12 protein-coding genes are annotated in these 18,040 nt (G+C 69.9%); 9 read left to right on the top strand and 3 right to left on the bottom strand.

All coding sequences use genetic code 11. The features are described 5' to 3' along the window. Positions 1–5: 5 nt before the first annotated feature. Entirely contained in the window at positions 6–893 is an 888-nt protein-coding gene (locus BO221_RS29430) for an SUMF1/EgtB/PvdO family nonheme iron enzyme (RefSeq protein ID WP_143195758.1), read from the top strand. Here the strand turns inward: BO221_RS29430 and BO221_RS56445 are convergent. Continuing rightward, positions 867–3,026, bottom strand: coding sequence for a GAF domain-containing sensor histidine kinase (locus tag BO221_RS56445; protein ID WP_073564006.1), 2,160 nt, complete (start codon positions 3,024–3,026; stop codon positions 867–869). The genes BO221_RS29430 and BO221_RS56445 overlap by 27 nt on opposite strands. Positions 3,027–3,321: 295 nt before the next feature. Between BO221_RS56445 and BO221_RS29420 the strand changes: the two genes are divergently transcribed. Continuing rightward, positions 3,322–4,497, top strand: coding sequence for a protein kinase (locus BO221_RS29420; RefSeq protein ID WP_158079934.1), 1,176 nt, complete (start codon positions 3,322–3,324; stop codon positions 4,495–4,497). 8 nt (positions 4,498–4,505) lie between these two features. On the opposite strand, the gene BO221_RS29415 is transcribed toward BO221_RS29420, so the two are convergent. Both BO221_RS29415 and BO221_RS29410 read right to left on the bottom strand, forming a co-directional pair. Continuing rightward, positions 4,506–7,487, bottom strand: coding sequence for a tetratricopeptide repeat protein (locus BO221_RS29415; protein WP_073564002.1), 2,982 nt, complete (start codon positions 7,485–7,487; stop codon positions 4,506–4,508). Between the two features lie 6 nt (positions 7,488–7,493). Further along, positions 7,494–8,384, bottom strand: coding sequence for a sigma-70 family RNA polymerase sigma factor (locus BO221_RS29410; RefSeq protein WP_073564000.1), 891 nt, complete (start codon positions 8,382–8,384; stop codon positions 7,494–7,496). 156 nt (positions 8,385–8,540) lie between these two features. Here BO221_RS29410 and BO221_RS29405 point away from each other — a divergent pair, with 156 nt between their 5' ends. The 7 genes from BO221_RS29405 to BO221_RS29375 all read left to right on the top strand — a co-directional run bounded on the left by BO221_RS29405 (position 8,541) and on the right by BO221_RS29375 (position 18,009). Next, positions 8,541–9,998, top strand: coding sequence for an AlkA N-terminal domain-containing protein (locus BO221_RS29405; protein WP_073563998.1), 1,458 nt, complete (start codon positions 8,541–8,543; stop codon positions 9,996–9,998). Next, a complete protein-coding gene (locus tag BO221_RS29400; RefSeq protein ID WP_073563996.1) occupies positions 9,995–10,492 on the top strand; it encodes a methylated-DNA--[protein]-cysteine S-methyltransferase in 498 nt (165 codons plus the stop codon). The genes BO221_RS29405 and BO221_RS29400 overlap by 4 nt, the downstream gene beginning before the upstream one ends. Before the next feature lie 284 nt (positions 10,493–10,776). After that, positions 10,777–15,159, top strand: a complete 4,383-nt coding sequence (locus BO221_RS29395) for a discoidin domain-containing protein (protein WP_083681524.1) — start codon at positions 10,777–10,779, stop codon at positions 15,157–15,159. An 81-nt stretch (positions 15,160–15,240) separates the two neighbouring features. Continuing rightward, positions 15,241–16,557 (top strand): glycoside hydrolase family 2 TIM barrel-domain containing protein, encoded by a 1,317-nt coding sequence (locus BO221_RS29390; protein ID WP_073563992.1) that lies wholly within the window; start codon positions 15,241–15,243, stop codon positions 16,555–16,557. Positions 16,558–16,656: 99 nt separating this feature from the next. Next, complete coding sequence (locus tag BO221_RS29385) at positions 16,657–17,088, top strand: hypothetical protein (RefSeq protein ID WP_073563989.1); 432 nt, start codon at positions 16,657–16,659, stop codon at positions 17,086–17,088. Between the two features lie 25 nt (positions 17,089–17,113). Further along, entirely contained in the window at positions 17,114–17,560 is a 447-nt protein-coding gene (locus BO221_RS29380) for a hypothetical protein (protein WP_073563986.1), read from the top strand. Between the two features lie 11 nt (positions 17,561–17,571). Beyond that, complete coding sequence (locus BO221_RS29375; RefSeq protein ID WP_073563984.1) at positions 17,572–18,009, top strand: hypothetical protein; 438 nt, start codon at positions 17,572–17,574, stop codon at positions 18,007–18,009. Positions 18,010–18,040: the final 31 nt, after the last annotated feature.

The following is an 18,040-nucleotide window of genomic DNA, read 5'->3' as shown; positions in this document are numbered from 1 at the left end:
GCGCGATGCGGCTTCTCCTCGCGCTCGGACTCGGGAGCGCGGGCGTGGCCGGGGCGGCGGCTCCGTTCCCCGGGGCTCCCGAGGTGCTGCCCTGCCTCGAGGCTCCAGTACCGGGCATGGCCTGCATCCCCGGAGGTGCCTTCTCGCGAGGCGTGAACACGGGGAAGCACGCGCCGGCGAAGCCCCAGGCGGAGGTCTGGGTGCAGAGCTTCTACATGGACACCCACGAGGTGACGTACGGCGAGTACAAGGCCTGCGAGAAGGAGGGCCGGTGCGGCAGGGGCGGGCCGAACTACCGCGACTTCGACCACCCCCGGCAGCCCATCAACGGGGTGAGCTGGTACGACGCGAAGGGCTACTGCGCGGCCCACGGCAAGCGCCTGCCCACGGAGGCCGAGTGGGAGAAAGCGGCGCGGGGCACGGATGGGCGGCTCTACCCATGGGGCAACGAGCCGGCCACCTGCGAGCGCGCCGTCATCCAGGATCGCCGGGGGCGGAGCTGCGGGAAGAAGCAGCGCTCGAAGACGCACGCCGGCGTGGGACGTCCGGAGCCGGTGGGAACGCGGCCGCCCAACCCCTACGGGCTCCACGACATGGCGGGCAACGCGTGGGAGTGGGTGGCGGACTGGTACACGCCCTCGTGGAAGGCGTGTGGCGAGGCGTGCCTGGGGGTGGACCCGAAGGGCCCGTGCGAGGGAAGCGAGCCCTGCCCGGGCCACACGGAGAAGGTGGTGCGAGGGGGCTCGTGGTTCTGGCCGGCCTCGTACGCGACGGCGGTGTACCGGCGGCCCCACGTGCCGGCCAACCGGCCCGTCTTCCACCACTTCGGCTTCCGCTGCGCCGCGAGCGTCGAGCAGGCGCGGGCGTCAGTGGTGGGCGAGGGCACCCGGTGAGCGCGGCAGCCGCACGGTGAAGGCCGTCCCTCCGCCGTGGCCCGATTGCGCGGCTACGGTGCCCCCGTGCGCCTCCACCAGGTGCTTCACGATGTAGAGGCCGAGCCCGATGCTGCGGCTCGCCCGGTCCACCTGCGGCGTGCCGCGCTGGAGCGGCTCGAAGAGGCGGGGGAGGAGGTCGGGCGGAATGGGCGGCCCGTCGTTGTGCACCGACAGCTCCACGGTGTCGTCCCCGCCGCGCAACTCCACGCGCACGGGCGTGTCCCGTGGGCTGTACTTGAGGGCGTTGGTGACCAGGTTGGACACCACCTGGGCAATGCGATCCGAGTCCCAGTCCCCCGTGGTGCAGCCGCGCTGGCGCACCTCGAGGTGGCGCTCCGGCCAGGCCACGCCCACCTCGTCCAGCACCTGGTCCACGAGGTGCCGCAGGTCCGTGGGCCGGCGCTCCAGCGAGATGCCACCGCCCAGCCGGGCCTGGGTGAAGTCGAGCAGGTCGCGGATCATCCGCGTGGCGCGCTCGGCCGAGGAGAGGATGCGGCTGGCGGACCGGGTGGCGCGCGCGTCGAGCTCCTCGTTGCGCAGCAGGGTGTGGGCCGCCAGGGTGATGGCGTTGATGGGGTTGCGCAGGTCGTGGCTGACGATGCCGATGAGCTGCTGCTCGAACTCCACACGGCGGTGCAGTTCGGCCTCCTGCTCCTTGTGATGCGTCACGTCCCGGGTGATGGCCACGCCCGCGATGAGGTGGCCCTCGGGGTCCTTCACCGGGCTGGCGCTCACCCGCACCGTCGCGCGCGCTCCATCACAGCGCTCCAGCGTCAGCTCCTGGTCCTTCACCACCTCGCCCTGGAGCAGCGCGCGGGCCAGTGGCCACTCCTCCGGATGGAGGGGGCTGCCGTCCGGGTGGAAGCCGTGGAACCCGGTGAACTCCGCCACGCAATTGGCGGGGTGCATGGGGCCGCGCAACAGCTCTTCCTGCTGGTGGTTGCAGAAGGCCGTGCGGCCCGAGGGCTCGGAGATGATGACGCCCGCGGGCATCTGCTGGAGCACCGCGTCCAGCAGCCGCTGCTTGGCCTCCAGCTCGGCCGCGTACCGGCGCTCCGCCTCATAGGCCCGCGCGTTGGCCACGGCCGAGGCCACGTGCCCGGCGGCCAGCTCGAAGAAGCTCCGGTAGGAGTCGTCCAGTGCGAGGCGCGGAGACACGCCCGCCACCAGCACCCCATAGGGCACCTTGTGTCCCGGCTGGGCGAGGGGACGCACCACCGCCGAGTGCGGCGACTCGTCCCAGGGTCCTCCCGGCAGGTCGCCGAAGCGCGCGCGCACGTCGGTGAGCACCTCCATGCGTCCGGTGGCCGCCACGTGCGCCAGGGGCCAGCGGGTGGCGTCCACTTCGTTCTCGATTCCCGCGCTCGCCACCAGGGTGGCCTGGGCGCGCGGCTCGTCCCACTGGTACATCAGCGCGAAGGGCACGTCCGCGGGGTTGGCCGCGAAGGTGCGAGCCGCCTGACGGCAGGCCTCCTCCTGGGTTCGGGACTCGCTGACGTGCCCGGCGAGCTGCCGCAGGGTGTTCATCCGCCGCTCGGCGATGACGCGCTCGGTGGTGAAGTTCACCGCGTTGAAGACGCCCTCCACCCGGCCCGCCTCGATGCCGATGGGGCTGTAGGAGAAGGTCCGGTAGGTCTCCTCCAGGAAGCCGCTGCGGTCGATGGCCAGCATCAGATCATCCGCCCACGTGGCCCGGCCCGTGGCGAGGACGCCCTCCAGCATGGGACCGATGACGTGCCAGACCTCCGGCCACGCCTCGCGGCCCGGCCGGCCCAGGGCCAGTTCCGGGTGCTTGCGTCCGAAGAAGGGAATGAAGGCGTCGTTGTAGAGGACGAGCAGCTCCGGCCCGGCGTAGATGAGGATGGGGAAGCGCGAGTTGAGGCAGATGCTCACCGCGCTGCGCAGCGACTGGGACCAGCCCTCCACGGGGCCCAGCGAGGTAGCGGACCAATCGAAGGCGCGCATGTGCGCGCCCATTTCCCCTCCGCCCGCGAAGAGGTCTTCTGGTTCTCCGGGTAGGAGGTAGGGGGCCCGTGCGTACAGGGCGGGGCCGAGCCGGCTGGAGAGGGTCCCGTCGATGTGCTCGCTCATTCAGGACCCTCTCCAACGCACTCGAAGCACAGGAGATTCTCTCTCGCGGGCATTGCGGACGGGCGGTCGAGCGCGCTCCCCTGGCCGCTCTCCACCCGGGAAGACGGGGCCGCTGGGAGGGCGGGGGACCTTGCAAGCGACCGCCGGGCGGGGACGCCCTCGCACAACCCTCCAGGTCGTTCCCTCGGGGTGAATGTCTCCAGTAACCTCCGCCGCACCTTCGCACCACTTCCCTTGTCTTCATCCTCCCGGGTGGGGCCGCCTGGCCCCTCCTCGACGGGAGAGGAGTGTCTTCATGTCTGACGCTGATTCGCGCAAACACGGCCCTTCGGAGAAAAGGCGCCCCGTTCTCTTCTCCCATGGGGACACGGGGTATCTGCGGCTGCGGAAGTTGACGCACGGGCCGGGTGAGCAGAAGCGTTTCCTGTGCCTGCCTCGCACCGGGGACAAAGAGGGGGCCCCGAAGGATGGGCCCCTGGTGGAGGTCGCGATGGTCAGTGCGTCCGCCCACTGGACGAGCCACGCGCGGCTCGAGGACGCGGCGGAACTGGCCCTGCTGTTGTCACACCCGGCTATTCCCCGCACCCACGGACTGTTCCAGCACCGGGGGGGCCGGTACCTGGTGACGGAGTACGTGTCCGGCATCAGCCTGAACATGGCGGGGCATTACGGCAGCGTGCGCGGGCGCCAGTTGTCCGAGGCCTTCACGCTCTACGTGGCCTCCGCGGTGGCGGACGTGTTGTCCTACGTGCACACCCTCACGGACGCCGCCGGGCGGCCCCTGGGCGTCATCCACCGGGCGGTGGACCCCTACAACGTCATCCTGAAACACGATGGCTCGGTGATGCTGGCCAATTTCATGTCCGCGTCCTCGCTGCTGCCCGGACGCGCGCCGGTCGTCCCGTTCATCGTCCAGGGAGAGATCGACTTCGCCGCCCCGGAGCGCCTGGGCCCCATGCCGGAGGGCGGGGTGGATGCCCGCTCGGATCTCTTCTCGGTGGGCATGGTGATGCTGGAGATGATCACGGGCCTGCAGCTCTATGGCTCGGACGAGGTGGAAAAGGCCGCCGAGAAGCTGCCTCCAGGCCACCCCGGGTACGACGGAGAGGTGCCCTGGGTGTCCGAGGTGCCCAGTTGGACCACGGTGGAGGAGATGGCCCGGAGGGCCGCGGCCTTCAGTCCCGAGCACATCGATCATTTGATGCGGCGTGTGTCCGAGCCCGTGCGGCTCATCATCCACAAGCTGCTGCGCCGCCGTCCCGAGGAGCGGTACGCCACCGCCGCCGCGTTGAAGGGCGACCTGGATGCGTGTCTCGGCGTCCTGGAGGGTCCCTATGGAGCAAAGGAGGCCATCGAGGAGCTGTTGAAGGCCCGGAGCGATGCGCTGGCGGTGAAGGGGCCCATCGAGCTCATCCCCTCCGACGAAGCCGAGCGCAGGGCAGGGGAGCTGTACCTGCCGACGAACCACTGACGGAGGGGTCAGCGGCTGGGGGCGACGACGGGCGGGTGCTCGGAGAGCCAGCGCTCCAGGTTCTTCTGGTACTTCTCCGCACCGGGGTGCCGCTCCTCCTTCGCCAGCTCGAGCGCCTCGGTGACGAGCTGCCGTGCGCGGAGCCGGTCCTCGTTCGCGTCCCACAGGGCCCGGGCGAGGCGGAAGCGGATGATGCTCCGCTGATGCAGCAGGGGCTGGGGGGATTTCTCGGAGGACTTCTCGATGAGGGCCAGCGCGCGCTCCAGGGAGGGGATGGCATCGCGCGGCCGTTTGGCGATGAGGTAACCATTGCCCAGGTCCATCAGCAGGTCCGCCCGGGCTTTGTGGTAGTCGCCGGGCTGGGCGTCGTGGATGGAGACGGAGCGATCGAAGTACGGCAGGGCCTCGTCGATCCGGCCCTGATTCTGTAGCGCGATGCCCAGCCCGTGCAGCGGGGAGCAGAGTGTCACGTGCTCGGGTCCCCGCTTCGCCTCCAGCTGCGCGATGGCCTCGCGGAAGTGGTGCTCCGCCTCCGACATGCGGCCCAGACTCATCTCGACTTGTGCGAGGTTGCTGGTGAACAGGGCCGCGCTGCTGCTGTCCGGGCCCTCGGCGCTCTGGATGATGCGTGACCCCCGCAGCATCATGGGCAGGGCCTCGTTCGCATCGTTCTTCGAGCCGTGGAGCAGGTGCATCGCGTAGTCGTTGAGCGCGTAGGCGACCATCGGATGGTCCGGGCCGAGGGATTGCTCGAGCACCTGAAGGGCCTGGTGGGTGAGGCGCCGGCCCTCGGCGATATCGCGCCGAATCCAGGCAGCGGACGAGAGCGCGAGCAGGGCCTGGCCGGAGTCCGGGTGGAGGGCGCCCAGCTCCCGCTCCCGCAGTGCCAGGGCGCGCCGGAGGTGGATGAGTCCCTCGTCCACCTGGCCCTGGGTGAGCAGATCGTGCCCGAGATCGACGAGGACGTCCGCCACCGCCAGGGACTCGGGCCCCTGGTTCTTCTCCAGCAGCGTCAGGGCCTGCCGCTGCCGTTCGGTGGCCTCCACGTAGCGGCCCTCGATGGCCAGGACGCGGCTCACGTTGTGGAGCAACCGGGCGCGCAGCACCTCGTCGCCGCCCATGCGGGCGAGGGCCGCGTCCGCGCGCTCCTGCCACAGGTGCGCCAGGTCGTACTTCTCCAGCCGCTCGCCGGTGATGCGCACCGCCAGGGTGGAGGCCCGTACGGCCACCTCGTCGTTGCGGCTGGCCTCGGCGGCCCAGACGGCATCCTGGACGAGCTTCTCCGCGCCGCGGTAGTCCCCCGCCTGGTCCCGCAGCTCCGCCACGAGCAGGAAGGCTTCCGCGCCGCCGTACCGGTTTCCCGCGGCGCGGGCCTGCTCGGCCACGGGCAGCACCCGGGCCGCGCCCTCCGCGTACCGCCCCGCGGCGCCGAGCATGCGCCCCTCCATCAGCGCGGCGTGCAGGTCCTCGGTGAGCTGGCGTGAGGCGGCATCTTCCGGCACGGGTCCCGCGGCCTCGAGCACCGCCAGGTCGGAGCACCCGGCCAGCGGGGAGAGTTGCTCGGCGGTGCGCGGGGCGTACTGCACCACGCGGTGGTCCGCCTGGGCGAAGAGCCGCGTCAGCGCGGCCACCTCGGCCAGCCGCTGGTCCAGGCAGCGCATGCGCCGGCCCAGCAACTCCTCGGGCTGTTCGCCGCGCACCCGGGTGGCCTCGCAGACGGACGTGTGCAGCGTGGCCCAGGCGGTGGTGTACGCATCCAGCGTGCGCCGTGCGCTGTTCCAGGCCTCCAGCGCGAAGGGCCGGCCGGTGGCGAGGAAGGCCGCTTCCGCCGCCCGCTGCTGCTCCGGGCCCCAGATGCCGGCCACCTTGTCCGCCGCGCCCGCGCAGGCCCGCGCCCCACGCGTGGCCACCGCGTGGGTGATGCCCACCGAGAGCAACAGGGCCAGTGCTCCACCGAGCTGCGGCCACCACCGCCGCCGCTTCGCCGGCTCGCCCTGGAGCGCGGTGAGCAGGGCTTCCATCGAGGGATGGCGCGCGGAGGGCTCCACCTCCAGCCCGCGCATCACCAGGCGGTGCAGCCACGGTGGCACGTCCGTGCTCTTCGGCACGGGGCGCACCCGGCCCGCGCGCATCTCCGCCACCAGTGTCCGCTCGGTGTCTCCCGCGAAGGGGCGCTCGCCGTACAGGGCCTCGTACAGGGTGATGCAGAAGGAGAACTGGTCGCAACGCGCGTCGGCATGGCCACCCGGGCCGAACTGCTCGGGCGCCATGTAGGCCGGAGTGCCGCCCATGGCCCGGCGCGTGTCACTGGCGGCGCGGTGGGCGAGGCCGAAGTCGGTGACGCGCACGCGCGCGCCCACCAGGAGGTTCTCCGGTTTGAAGTCCCCATGGACGAGCCCCGCGGCATGCGCGGCGGCCAGCCCCTTGCCCGCGTCCAGGAAGACGTCGCGCACCTCGCGCCAGGAGCGCGGCGTGGCCCGCATCCACTGGCGCAGCGTCTGGGCCTCCACCAACTCCATGGCGAGGAACACCTGCTCACCAAAACTGCCCACGTCATGGACGGACACCACGTGCGGGTGGGAGACGCGGGCCATGGCCTGGGCCTCGCGTAGCAGGTGGGCGCGGCCCTCCTCGGCCTCCAGTCCGAGCGCCGCGACGCGCAGCAGCTTGAGGGCCACGCGGCGGTCCAGCTCGGGGTCATAGGCCGAGTAGACGACGCCCATGCCGCCCGCGCCGAGCCGCTCCAGCACGAGGTAGCGCCCCACGGCGGTGCCACGCGGCAGCACGGCCTCCACGGAAGCGGTGGGGGAGGGGGAGTGGAGGGCCGGGGGCTCGGCGAGGCCCGTGGGGGTCCGGGCGCGGATGGCCTCGGCCACGAGCCGGCGGCAGGTGGGGCATGAGTCCAGGTGCCGGTCCACCTCCGCGGCACGTTCCGGCGGCAGGCCGCCGAGCATCAACTCCATGAAGGTGGATTCGTCGAGGCAGGTCATGGCGCTTCAGTCGATGCGCGAGCGCAGCAGGCGGCTGAGGCTCACGTCGATCTGGCTGGAGATGAGGCGCAGCACGCTGTCGAGCTGGGAGCCGGTGAGGCGCAGACGCTCGGTGAGCAGGCGCCGCGTCTCCTCGAGGAGCGCCTGCTGGGCGGCCACCACCCACCGCGCGGCGGTGGCGCGGTGCACCCCATAGAGGGCGCCGAGCTGGTCGATGCTCAGGCCATCCAGGTACTTGAGGCGCAAGGTGTTGCGCTCGCGCGGCGAGAGGTTGGCGAGTGCCTGGGTGAAGGCGGTGTTGAACTCGGCGCGGTAGGTCGTCTTGAGGTAGACGAGCTCGGGGTCGTCGCCAGGGTCCACGAGCAGGGAGAGCGTGCTGTCCTCCATGGACACGTCCTGGTTGGAGCGCTGACGCTGCAGGTCCAGGGCGATCCACAGGGCGGCGGCGCGCACCCAGCCGGAGAGCGGACCGGTGCCTGGGTAGGCGGCGAGCCGGGCGGGGGTCTCGGGGCCGGGGACGAGCATCTTCTGGCGCACGAGCTGGCGCACCTCATCCACGGAGGAGGGGGGCAGCTTGAGGCGGGCCACGGCCACGTGCACTTCGGGGAGGACGCGGGCCTCGAAGGCGGCATGCGCCAGGGGCAGGCCTTCCGCGCAGGCGCAGGCGAGGTAGAGGTCCGCCAGGTGCAGTGCCTCCAGGGACTCGGCGGGGCTGTCGGCGGACAGGTGCCGGGCGAGATGGGCGGCGAAGCGCGCACCGTCCAGGTCCACACCGGGCCAGGCGGCGCGGGCCGTGCTCAGTCCACGGCCGAGCCGCTCCTCCAACGTGGCGAGCGGTTCTCCTACGAGTGCACCCTCACGGGCGGCGACGAAGGCTTGAGCGAGGCCCGGTGACACCGAGCATTCCTCCTGGGATGGGGCGGGCTGCGACGGACGCTGCAAGATACCACCCCCGCCCGGCTTCCGGGTTTTCCGGGCGGGCGACCCGATTTTCGCGGTCAGGTCCGAAAACGGCCAGACAGGTGGGGGCGGGCACGCTACGAAAGCCTCGTGATGCGAACGCTGGAGACCGAAACCTGCTACCGGGCCCTGACCGCGCGAGACAGGCGCTTCGATGGGCTTTTCTTCGTCGGGGTAGCGACGACGGGCATCTACTGCCGGCCGGTGTGTACGGCGAGAACGCCCCGCCGGGAGCGCTGTGCCTTCTACCGCACGGCCGCCGAGGCCGAGCACGCGGGCTTCCGGGCCTGTCTGCTGTGCCGTCCCGAGCTGGCGCCGGGCGGCGCGCCGGTGGATTCCGTGCCGAGGCTCGTGGCGGCCGCGGTCGCGCGCATCGAGGGAGGGTGCCTCAACGAGTCATCCCTGGAGGACCTGGCGGCCGAGCTGGGGGTCACCAGTCGGCACCTGCGCCGGGCCATGGAGACGGAGCTCGGTGTCTCTCCAGTCGAGCTGGCGCAGTCACGGCGGCTCGCCCTGGCGAAGCAACTGCTCCAGGACACCACGCTCCCGCTGGCGGAGATCGCCTTCGCCAGTGGCTTCCAGAGTGTCCGGCGCTTCAACGCGCTCTTCCAGGAGCGCTTCGGCAGGCCACCCTCGGCGTTGCGGCGCGCGAGTGACGAACCCGTGGGCGCGCGCTCGCTGGTGTTGCGGTTGGACTACCGCCCGCCGCTGGACTGGGAGCAGCAGCTGCGCTTCCTGAGCGGGCGCGCCATTCCGGGAGTGGAGCACGCGGGGGATGCCGGATACCGGCGCACGGTGCGCCTGGGCGGCAGGACGGGCTGGCTCTCGGTGCGGAAGGATCCGAAGCGCCCCGCGCTGCTGGCCGAGGTCTCGCTGTCGCTGGCGGGAGTGCTGATGCAGGTGGCGGCGCGGCTGCGGGCGCTCTTCGATCTGGATGCGCAGCCGGAGGTCATCGCGGAGTGCCTCGGACGCGACGCGCTCCTGGCGAAGTACGTCCAGGCGCACCCGGGGCTGCGGGTGCTGGGGGCCTTCGAGCCCTTCGAGTTGGTGGTGCGCGCCATCCTCGGACAGCAGGTCACGGTGCGCGCGGCGACCACGCTGAGCGGGAGGCTCGTCGCGCGTTTCGGCGAGCCCGTAGACAGCCCGTATGCGGAGACCTCACGGCTGTTCCCGCTGCCGGAGACGCTGGCGGCGGCGACGGAGGATGACGTGGCGTCGCTGGGAATGCCCGGGGCGCGGGCGAGGAGCCTGCTGGCGGTGGCGCGGGCGGTGGCGGAGGGCTCGGTGCGCTTGGACCGGCATGCGGATGTGGACGGGACGATGGCGGCGCTCGAGGCGCTGCCGGGCATTGGTGCCTGGACGGCGCACTACGTGGCCATGAGGGCCCTGCGCTGGCCCGATGCCTTCCCCGCGAGTGACCTGGGGATTCGCAAGGCGCTCGGAAACGTGACGGCGAAGGAGGCCGGTGCGCGGGCCGAGGCCTGGCGGCCCTGGCGCTCCTACGCGGCGATACACCTCTGGACTTCTCTTTCGGAAGGAGCAGGCGGATGAAGCTGTACACCATGATCCTGAAGAGCCCGGTGGGCCCCCTCCGGCTGTACGCGAACGAAGGGGCACTCACCGCCATCTACCTGGAGAACCACAAAGGGGCTCCCGTGCTGGTGGCCAGCGAGGGGGAGTCGCACCCGGTGCTGCGGGAGGCGCGGCGCCAGTTGGAGGAATACTTCTCGGGCGAGCGCGTGTCCTTCGAGCTTCCGCTGGAGCCCATGGGGACGTCCTTCCAGCAGACGGTGTGGAAGGCCCTGCGGGAGATTCCGTTGGGAATCACGTGGTCCTACGCGGGCCTCGCGCGTCACATCGGCCGGGAGGGAGCGTCGCGGGCCGTGGGTTCCGCGAACGCGAGGAATCCGATCTCCATCATCGTCCCCTGCCACCGCGTGGTGGGCACCAGTGGGAAGCTCACCGGGTACGCGGGAGGCGTACCCACCAAGCAGTGGTTGCTCGAGCACGAGCAGCGCATCCGGGAGAAGACAACGGGACAGTGAGGTCCCGCCCTCTTCTTGACGCGGTGCGTGTTAATCGCGTTTTGCGCTGAATGCATGAGTCTTTGATTGACTTCGTCCATCGTCCGAACGATTAGATCGCCTTCCAGAAAGGAAAGGATCGCTCGGACAACGCCTTTCATCTCGATAAGCACCTGCGCCCCCACCCCCCCTTTCTCCAGCGGTCCGCTTTTCTCATGAGTGTGCCGACTCTTCGTGCGCGGGATGCGCACGGCCCGGGGCCCTGGGTGGCCAGGGTCTGTGCCATCGCGGCGGTATTGGGAGTGATGACGTGGTCGTCGGTCGCGGAAGCCCAGTCCGCGAACGTGAACCTGGCCTACAACCAGCCGACGGTGACGTCCTCCTTTGAAGGCCCGTTCGCCGGTAGCTTCGCGGTGGATGGTGACGGTGGGACGCGCTGGGGCAGCGGTTTCAGCGCGACCGAGTGGATTCAGGTCGATCTCGGGCAGAGCACGGCCATCAACCGGGTGGTGCTCACCTGGGAGGCCGCTCATGCCCGGGGCTACACGGTCCAGGTGTCCAATGACGCGGTGACCTGGCAGAACGCGCTCGTCGTCACGACGGGTGACGGCGGCGTGGATGACCTCACGGTGAGTGGCAACGGCCGCTACGTGCGCATCCTCTGCCAGACTCGCGCGCTCCCCGAATTCGGGTACTCGCTGTGGGAGTTCGCCGTCTACGGCACCGCGGCCCCGGCGGGTGACCTGGCCAAGAACCGGCCCGCCACGGCATCGAGCGTCGAGGACAACGCCGCCCACCTCGCTGCCGGCTTCGCGTTCGACGCGAATGCCACCACGCGCTGGTCCTCCGCGGCCGCGGAGGCGCAGTGGATTCGCGTCGACCTCGGTACATCCCAGGCGCTCGGCAAGGTGGTGCTGGACTGGGAGGGGGCGTACGGGAAGACGTACGCCATCGAGGGCTCCAACGATGACGCCAACTGGACGGCGCTGGCGCCCACCATCACCAACGGCGCGCCGGGCCGCCGCGACATCACCGTGACGGGCAGCGCCCGCTATGTGCGGATGCGCGGCATCGAGCGTGGGACGGGTTATGGCTATTCGCTCTGGTCCTTCGAGGTCTACGCGCCCGGCAGTGGTCCGCAGGATCCGCCCCCGCAGACCGCGAACCAGACGGTGAAGCTCATGTTCCCGGAGCTGGCCTACGCGAAGATCAACGTCTCGCCCGCGCCGATCAGCGTCACGCCGACGCCGGAGGAGGGCAACACGACGCCTTCGGTGCGCAACCCGCCCGGGCCGTTCACCTACGAGCTGACCTTCCCGCCCAACACCACCGTCACGATGTCGAAGAACCAGTTCTCGCCCACGGCGCCGAACACGGACATCCGCCTGGCGGTCACCACCTCCACGGGCACGGTGCTCCGGGGACAGACCGTCACCGCACTGGCGGTGCAGGGCGCCGAGTGGAAGGTGGAGATCTTCTCCACGGGTGGCGGCGGCAATGATGGCCGCGACCGCACCATCATCCCGGATCCGTACGTGGCGCCGGCTCCGCCCCCGGTCTCCGGGGCCTTCGCCGTGGTCGCTCCGGCCAACGGCGCGATGATCACCAACACCCGCCGGCCCACGCTCCAGTGGGCGGCCGTCACGGGTGCCACGAACTACAAGGTCTACCTCAACGTCAGCCGGGACGATTACGACTGGATGGCGCCCGGCAGCCTGTTGGATCGCTACACGCTGATGACCACGACCACGAGCACCTCGTGGACGCTGACGAGCGACCTGCCCGACCGCTGGACGTACAAGTGGTACGTGGTGGCCACCCTCCCGAGCGGCACGACCAGCCGTTCCGACCTGCGCACCTTCAGTGTGTACCTGCCGGTGGTGGAGACCGCGGCGGACGGCGTGGCGCTCATCAATGGGATGCGAGACCTCAACAAGAACGGCACCATCGAGCCGTACGAGGACTGGCACAACCCCATCGCCACGCGCGTGAACGACCTCATGTCGCGCATGACGCTGCACGAGAAGGCGCTGCAGATGTTCTTCGATGCCAAGACGGTGCCGGAAGCGGGCTTCACCATGGGACCGCTCAGCCCGCAGGACATCGTGGACTTCCAGCAGGCCTCCGCGCGGACGCGCCTGGGCATTCCGCACATCGACGCGGGTGACACCATCCACGGGTACAAGACGAGCTGGCCCACGCAGCCGGCGCTCGCGGCGTCGAGGGACCTGGACACCATCTACGAGCTGGGCGACGTGCAGCGGCGCGAGCAGCTCGCGGTGGGCAGCCGGGGCACGCTCTCTCCGCTCGCCGAGGTGGGCACCAAGGTGCTCTACCCGCGCATCCAGGAGGGAAATGGCGAGGACGCGGACCTGGCGGCGGGAATCACCCGCGCCCTCATCGCGGGCCTGCAGGGCGGTCCCGAGGTGAACCCGCACTCCATCTGGGTCACCACGAAGCACTGGCCGGGCCAGGGAGCGGGAGGGGAGGCCGGCATCACCTATGACGGCACCACCATCCACTACCACATGCGCCCGTGGCACGCGGCGCTCGAGGCGGGCACCAGCGGCATCATGCCCGGCTACGCCGGGAGCTGGCTGCTGGGGCCGGAGGGCTACGGTGCCGGTGACAACCCGAGCATCATCAACTACCTGCGCCAGCAGCTCGGTTACACGGGCGTCGTCTGCTCGGACTGGCTGCCGTCGGGCGCGTGGTCGCGCTCGGCCAACGCGGGCTCGGACGTCATGGGCGGCGCCACGCCCACGCAGATGGGCAACTTCGAGAACGAGGTGAGCACGGCCCGCATCGACCAGGCGGTCCGCCGTATCCTGGATCTGAAGTTCCGCCTGGGCATCTTCGAGGACCCCTATCGCAAGGGCCCCGCTGGCACCTCCGAGTGGCACACGGCGGACAGCAAGGCGCTGGTGCGCCGCGCGGCGCAGAACGCGATGACGCTCCTCAAGAACGACGGCGCCCTGCCGCTGCGCCTGCCCGCGGGGGCGAGGCTCGTCATCGCCGGTCCGCGCGCGGACGACCCGTCCTGCATGGTGACGTGGCGTTCGGACTTCCACGGGACGGAGTTCGGTGACCTGACCATCTACCAGGCCATCAAGCAGCGGGCCGAGCGCGACGGCATCACCGTCTACAAGGACGCGGCGCCCGCGGGCGTCACGCCGGACGCGGCCATCGTGGTGGTGGGTGAGAGCTACTTCACCCACGGCACCGAGTGGGACAAGGAGAAACCGTACCTGCCGGGCGATCCGATCGGCCCCGCGCATGAGGCCAAGTGGGGTGACCAGTACGGCATCATCACCAGCTTCAAGTCGCGCAACATCCCGACGACGACGGTGCTGATCCTCCCGCGCCCGTACATCCTGACCAACGTGGTCCAGCAGACCAACGCGCTGCTGGTGGCGTACCGGCCCGGCGACATGGGCGGACCGGCGGTCGCGGATGTGCTCTTCGGCGACGTGTTCCCGCGCGGCATGCTCCCGTGGCAGCTCCCGCGCTCGCTGGACCAGATTGGCACCGACGTGGAGAACAACCAGCTGGAGCAGTGGGATCTGCCGTTCGACCTGGGTGCCACCGCCGCCCAGCGCACGGAGATCCGCCAGAGGATCGCACAGGGCCTGCCCATCCAGCCCATCTATGGCAACCCGCTCTTCCAGTACGGCGCGGGCATCCAGGGCTTCGGGCTCACCGACGCCACGCCGCCCACGTCCTTCTCGCTCCTCACGCCGGCGCCGGGCTCCACCATCACCACGAAGCCGGCGTTCTCGTGGACGGCGAGCAGCGATCCGCAGACGGGCATCCACCGCTACGAGGTCTTCCTCGACGGCAGCCCGTTCCCGGTGGCGACGACGCGGAGCACGTCCGCGACGCTCACCCACGCGACGATCGGCAATGGCCAGCACACCTGGCACGTGAAGGCCTACAACTGGGCCGGGGGCGTGACCACGTCGGCCACGGCCACCTTCACGCTGAACGACACCACGCCACCCGGGGCCTTCGCGGCGCTGGTGCCGGCGGCGGGCTCGGCGGTGCCGGGTGCGAGCACGACGTTCATCTGGGAGCAGTCCTCGGACGTGGGCGCGGGCATCTCGCAGTACGTGCTCACGGTGGATGGGACGGACCGGGCGCCGGCGGTGACGCCACGCGCCTACGTGGGGACGACGACGAACCTCGCGCTCGGGCGCAACGTGGCCGCCACGTCCAACGAGTTCGGCAGCCCCAACGACGCGGTGGACGGCAGCGCCACCACGCGCTGGTCCAGCCGCAACGACGTGGCGAGTCCGGACACGGAGTCCATCACCGTCGACCTGGGAGCCATCTACTCCATCAAGCGCGTGGTGCTCAGCTGGGAGGCCGCTTATGGCCGCCAGTACGTCGTGGAGACGTCGCTCGACGGCGCCACGGGCTGGAAGCCCCTCTACACGGAGACCAACGGCAATGGCGGCCTGGATGACCTGGGCAGCCTGAGCGGCGTCGGGCGCTACGTGCGGATGCGGGGCGTCCAGCGCGCGACGGTCTACGGGTACTCGCTGTGGGAGTTCGAGGTGTACGGTGTGGGCACGGAGCAGCTCTCCCTCACCGGGCTGAGCACCGGTAGCCACACGTGGCGGGTGCGCGCGGTCGATGGGGCAGGGAACACCACCCTCTCCAACGGTCCCATCACCTTCACGAAGTAACCACGGGAGTACGGGGGCGGCCGCTGACGTTGGTGGCCGCCCCTTTTTCGTTGTACCCACTCAGTCCTGGAGATGCGTGTCATGGCCCCGGTCCGTTCCTTCGCCCTCGTCTTCTTGATGGCGATTGTTCTCGTTCCCGTTGTCCCGGCGCGCGCTCGCACCGCCATCGTCAAGGTGGACGGCCGGTGGCAGCTCCAGGTGGATGGGAAACCCTATGTGGCCCGGGGGGTCACCTTCAGTGGAAGCAGCAGCTCCGCGGCCTACGAGCAGGATTGCGCGCGCCTCGCGGCCCTTGGCGTGAACACGCTTCGCACCTGGGGGACGACGAGTGAAACGCGGCTGTTGCTCGACGCCGCGCACAAGCACGGGCTGAAAGTGCTCGTCGGACTCTGGCTGCGCCAGGGGCGTCCTGGTGCCGAGAGTGATGATTCCTTCGATTACCTCCACGACAAGCAGGGCATGAAGAAGCAGTTGGCGGACACGCTCGCTCAGGTGCGCTACTTCAAGGACCACCCGGCGGTGCTCGCGTGGGGAATCGGCAACGAGGTGCTGCTCAACTCTCCGGATGGCGCGAAAGAGGCCTACGCGCGTTTCCTGGAGCAGGTCGTCCGGGAGGTGAAGAAGATCGACACCGGCCATCCCGTCATCTCCGTTGATGCATGGATGTTCGGCGTGCCGTGGTGGGAGAAGTACACGCCGTCGCTCGATGCGTACGGCATCAACGTCTACGGCCATGGCATCCACGTGATTTCCGGCGAGCTCGCGAAGGCCGGCGTGGCCAAGCCGTGGCTCATCACCGAATTTGGCGCGCAGGGGGAGTGGGATGCTCCCAAGGACGCGAACGGTGTTCCGCGCGAGCCGGCTGACGCGGAGAAATACACCGCCATCGTCGATGGATGGCGGAATGCCCTTGCTCCGCACGTCGAGGCCGGACGCTGTCTGGGCTTGTTCGTCTTCAACTACAGCTCGGCGTTCGACCACACCGGGCTCTGGCTCGGCATGTTGTCGGGCAGTTCCACCCGGCCCGCGTGGCATGCGGTGCGCGAGGCCTATACCGGCCAGAAGCCCGCCACGCCGTTGCCCACCATTGCCAGTGTCACGGTGGGTGACGTGAAGCAGGATGAATCCGGTACGTGGGCCCAGGTTCGCGTCGAGGCGAAGGATGCGGCGGGAGCACCACTCGACGTCTCGTTCGCCTACAACTTTCGGGGTGCCTCCACTCGCCACGAGCGCGACGAGGTGGTGAGGCTTCAGGCGAAGCCTGGCACGACGCCTGACACCTGGCTCGTGCGCATGCCCTCCGTGAAGGGCGCCATCAAGCTCTACGCGCTCGCGAAGGATCGCGCTGGCAACCTCGCGACCGCCACCACCTCCGTTGCCCTGCCTCCCGCCCGGTAGGAACGGCGCTCTGGGGAGCATCTGGAAAAAAGGGGTTGCCCTGGTGAGCCCTCCGCGTCGATGTTTCGCCCTACCGCGGACGAGAGAGGGCAACACCGCATGCGTGGGACGTTCGGACTCCTGTTGTTGATGGCACTGGCCGGCTGCACTTCGGTGAACGTGGCCCAGGTGCCGTCCATTCGTGACCGGCGGGACGTCTTCGTCTCCACGGGGGATGTGAAGGGCCCCTACCAGAGCCTCGGCGTGGTTCAGACCACGCGGCGCGGCGTGCTGCTCTTCGGCTTCGCTGACCCCGCGGGGACGGACCTGGAGGCCGGGCTGCGCGAGTCGCTCATCCCCGAGGTCCGGCGCATGGGCGGCGATGGCATCATGAACGTCCGGTTCCGTCAGACGCAGTACATCCTCCCCACCCGCATCCTCTTCGCCCTTCTTTTCTTCATCCCGCTGCCGAGCGAGGTCACCATCAGCGGTGAGGTGGTGAAGCTCGGTCCGGGTGCCGCGCCGCCGTCGGCGGGGGCTCCTTCGCGTTGAACCCGTTCCGTTCCTGGAGAATCCGGTGAAACTCCCGTTGCTCCTTCCCGTGCTGTTGTGCGTCGGCTGCAGTGCCGTGTCGCACGGAACGAAGCTGTCGGACCGTCCGCCCGATGGCGGGCGCGGCCTGTACCTCAGCACCGGCGGTTCGCCGCGGCCCTATCGCACCCTCGGCTTCGCCCAGGTGTTGGGCTATGGCGTCACCATGGCGGGCTACGCGGACATGGGGGAAGCCGCCATCGATGGTGTCATCAAGAAGTCGCTCGTGGACACGGCCTTTCGGATGGGCGGCGATGGCGTCATCAACATCGAGTTCGAGGATCAGAATCCTCCCACCGACGTGGAGCGCGCGGCCGAGTTCACCGAGTCCATCACCAATGTGGCGAGCCGCAGCGGCGAAGGCGTGAAGGTCCGCGAGCGCAATGTGGTCGTCACCGGCGAAGTCATCCAGTTCATCTCCTCCCAACCGTGAGACTTCTTCCCATGCGTCTCCTCGTCGCATTCGCGCTCGTGGCGCTCACCGGCTGCACCGTCATCAACACCGCCTCCGTCCCGTCCGACCGCAGTGGCAGGGACGTCTTCGTGACGGCGGGCGACATCCCCGAGTCCTACGAGACGCTCGGCATGGTCCAGGCCACGCGCTCGGGCGTGCTGCTCTTCGGCTTCGTGGACGTGGTTGGCACGGACCTGGATACCGGGTTCAAGGAAGTGCTCATTCCCCAGGTGCGGGCGATGGGTGGAGATGGCGCCATCAACGTGCGTTTCCGCCAGACGCAGTACCTGCCGGTGACGAGGGTGTTCGGCGCCATCTTCTTCTTCATCCCCCTGCCCAGCAGCGTGACGGTGACAGCCGAGGTGGTGCGGCTCCAGCGCCGCGCCGGCCGGCCCGCTGGGGATGGGGTGCCCGTGGTCTCCCGCTGAAGCCGTCTCCCGTGGGCATCCGCTCCAACGC

It is taken from the genome of Archangium sp. Cb G35, assembly GCF_001896145.1.
Lineage (GTDB): Bacteria > Myxococcota > Myxococcia > Myxococcales > Myxococcaceae > Archangium > Archangium violaceum.
The sequence above is the reverse complement of the archived record's forward strand: the minus strand, read 5'-3'. Positions and strand labels throughout refer to the sequence as shown.